Source organism: Pseudomonas sp. NPDC089569 (assembly GCF_050280625.1).
Lineage (GTDB): Bacteria > Pseudomonadota > Gammaproteobacteria > Pseudomonadales > Pseudomonadaceae > Aquipseudomonas.
In genome coordinates this window covers 1-3335 of the sequence record NZ_JBNNVQ010000211.1, presented here as the reverse complement: position 1 = coordinate 3335, position 3335 = coordinate 1, and the positions used below count along the sequence as shown (strand labels likewise).

Genomic DNA, 3335 nt, shown 5'->3' with positions numbered 1-3335 from the left:
CTATGTACTCCGACATTTCCAACGCCGGGGAGTAGACATACACCACCTCGGGGGACAATTTTGACCTGGCCGGCATTTCCGCCGCTGGAGCCAACAGGTTGGGGTGACAGCGTGACGATCCAGCTCTTCTCGGCGCCCAAGCGCATGGGCGTGGAAGATGCGTACAAGGTGTTGGCCGGCTGGATGGAACTGGCCGACAAGGGTGCCGAAGCCGCCGAGTAAAAGCTGCAGGCAAAAAAAACCCCGGACTTCAATGGGGAGGGGGAAGTTCCGGGGTTCAAGTTCTAGACCGCTAGGGCGGGGTCCAGATATCTGCCAACACTTAACACAACATTAGGAGCATTGAAGGGCTTCACCAGCCATTCAGTAAGTCTGAGTAGTGATTCGGCAGATTAGTTCAGAATTTTTTCCGAAACCTTTGGAATAAAGCCAATAACGTTCCGGACTAAGTGATGATTACCGGCTCTGCCGCGGCCTTATGCCGCGGCAGAAGCTCCCTGGGGTGGCTCAGTGCGCCTCGTCCCAGTTGTTGCCTACACCCACTTCGACCAATAACGGCACATCCAGTTTCGCCGCGCCGCTCATGTGCACACGAATTTCTTCACGGACCTGATCGACCAGGTCCTCGCGCACCTCGAGTACCAGTTCATCGTGCACCTGCAAGATGACCTTGGCGTCCAGACCGGAGGACGTCAGCCAGTTGTCCACTGCGACCATGGCCTTCTTGATGATGTCGGCCGCCGTGCCTTGCATCGGCGCGTTGATCGCCGTGCGTTCGGCGGCAGCGCGCTCTTGCGGTTTGTTGGAGTTGATCTCCGGCAGATACAGGCGACGCCCGAAGAATGTTTCCACAAACCCTTGATCCGCCGCCTGCGCGCGGGTGCGCTCCATGTACTCGCGAACACCTGGATAACGGGCGAAGTAAGTATCGATGTAAGCCTTGGCAGTCTTGGTATCGACACCGATGTCCTTGCCGAGCTTCTGCGCACCCATGCCGTAGATCAAACCGAAGTTGATCGCTTTGGCGCTGCGGCGCTGGTCAGAAGTCACCTGAGTCAACTCGACCTTGAATACCTCGGCCGCCGTCGCGGTGTGCACGTCCAGATTGTGGCGAAAAGCGTTCATCAGGCCTTCGTCACGAGACAGGTGCGCCATGATCCGCAACTCGATCTGCGAATAGTCCGCAGCCAGCAGTTTGTAGCCCGGCGGGGCCACGAAGGCCTGGCGAATGCGACGCCCTTCTGCGGTGCGCACCGGAATGTTCTGCAGGTTCGGATCGCTGGAGGACAGGCGCCCGGTGGACGCCACGGCCTGATGGTATGACGTGTGGATCCGCCCGGTGCGTGGGTTGATCTGTTCCGGGAGCCGGTCGGTATAAGTGCTTTTGAGTTTGCTCATGGAACGGTATTCCATCAGCACCTTGGGCAGCCGATAGTCGTCTTCGGCCAGTTTGGCCAGCACGTCTTCAGCCGTGGAGGGTTGGCCCGTGGCGGTCTTTTTCAGCACCGGCAGGCCGAGCTTTTCGTAAAGAATGACGCCCAGCTGCTTGGGTGAGCCCAGGTTGAATTCCTCGCCGGCGATCTCGAAGGCCTCGCGCTCGAGCGCGACCATCTTGTCGCCCAGTTCGATGCTTTGCACGCCGAGCAGCGCGGCATCGACAAAAGCGCCCTGGCGCTCGATGCGTGCCAACACCGGCACCAACGGGATTTCAATGTCGGTCAGCACACTGGCCAGGCTCGGGATGGCGGCCAGCTTCTCGTGCAGCACCTGGTGCAGGCGCAGGGTGACATCGGCATCTTCGGCGGCGTAGGGGCCGGCCTGTTCGAGAGCGATCTGGTCGAAGGTCAGCTGTTTCGCGCCTTTGCCGGCGATGTCCTGGAAACTCACCGTCGTGTGATCCAGGTACTTGAGCGCCAGGCTGTCCATGTCATGGCGAGTCGCCGTGGAATTGAGCACGTAGGATTCGAGCATGGTGTCGAACGCAACACCGCGCACGGTGATGCCATTGGCCTGGTCACCCCCGATGGCACAGTTGGCGAGGATGTTCATGTCGAACTTGGCGTGTTGGCCGACCTTGAGCTTCTTCGGGTCTTCCAGGATCGGTTTGAGGGCGAGCAGGACCGTGTCGCGATCCAGTTGCTCGGGCACGCCGATGTAGGAGTGGGTCAGCGGGATGTAGGCCGCTTCGTTGGCCTGCACGGCAAACGACAACCCCACCAATTGCGCCTGTTGCGCGTCGATGCCGGTGGTTTCGGTGTCGAAGGCGAACAGCGGGGCGTTTTTCAGTTTTTCCAGCCAGGCATCGAAACGGGCCTGATCAAGAATGATCTCGTATTGATTTTCCGGCGTTGTCACTGGCGCTTCCGCTTCAACTGCAACTTCATTTGCGCTGAAGAGGTCGGTGGCCGGCTCAGGCTCGGCCGCAGTGTTCAGTTCAAGGCGCTTGGCGTCCCGTTGCAGATCATTCAACCAGCTCTTGAACTCCAGCAGGCTGTAAAGCTCGGTGAGCTTGTCGTGGTCTTCCGGACCCATTTGCAGATCGTCCAGAGTGACGTCCAGCTCAACGTCAACCTTGATGGTCGCCAGCTGGTAGGAGAGGAACGCCATCTCCTTGTGCTCTTCGAGTTTGGCCGGCAGCGTCTTGGCGCCGCGGATCGGCAGGGTCGGGACAATGTCGAGCTGCGCGTAGAGTTCGGTCAGGCCGCCATTGACACCGACCAGCAGGCCGGACGCGGTCTTCGGGCCGATGCCCGGGACGCCCGGAATGTTGTCGGAAGAGTCGCCCATGAGCGCCAGATAATCGATGATCTGCTCGGGAGCGACGCCGAATTTCTCCTTCACGCCCTCCACGTCCATGCTGCTACCGGTCATGGTATTGACCAAGGTAATGTGGCCGTCGACCAGTTGCGCCATGTCCTTGTCGCCAGTGGAAATGATCACCGGGCGATTGGCGGCCGCACTGCTGCGGGCCAGCGTGCCGATCACGTCATCGGCTTCGACCCCTTCGACACACAGCAGCGGGAAGCCCAGGGCAATCACACTCTGGTGCAGCGGTTCGATCTGCACGCGCATGTCATCGGGCATGCTCGGACGGTTGGCCTTGTACTCGGCGTACATGTCATCGCGAAATGTCCCACCCTTGGCATCGAACACCACGGCGAACGGGCTGTCCGGGTACTGCTTGCGCAGACTCTTGAGCATGTTCAACACGCCTTTGACCGCACCGGTCGGCAGGCCTTTGGAGGTGGTCAGCGGTGGCAGCGCGTGAAAGGCGCGGTACAGATAAGAAGAACCGTCCACCAGGACGAGGGGGGCATGGCTCATGTGCAGGATCA

Annotated in this window: 1 protein-coding gene and 1 pseudogene; one reads left to right on the top strand and one right to left on the bottom strand. The window is 60.0% G+C overall.

From position 1 onward, the window contains the following. Window positions 1-96 precede the first annotated feature (96 nt). Window positions 97-222, top strand: a pseudogene (locus tag ACQKP2_RS32255) (ribosome biogenesis GTP-binding protein YihA/YsxC); the annotation flags it as partial. A 285-nt stretch (window positions 223-507) separates the two neighbouring features. Here ACQKP2_RS32255 and polA read toward each other — a convergent pair. Continuing rightward, entirely contained in the window at window positions 508-3324 is a 2817-nt protein-coding gene (gene polA, locus ACQKP2_RS32250) for a DNA polymerase I (RefSeq protein ID WP_427582302.1), read from the bottom strand. Between the last annotated feature and the right edge of the window lie 11 nt (window positions 3325-3335).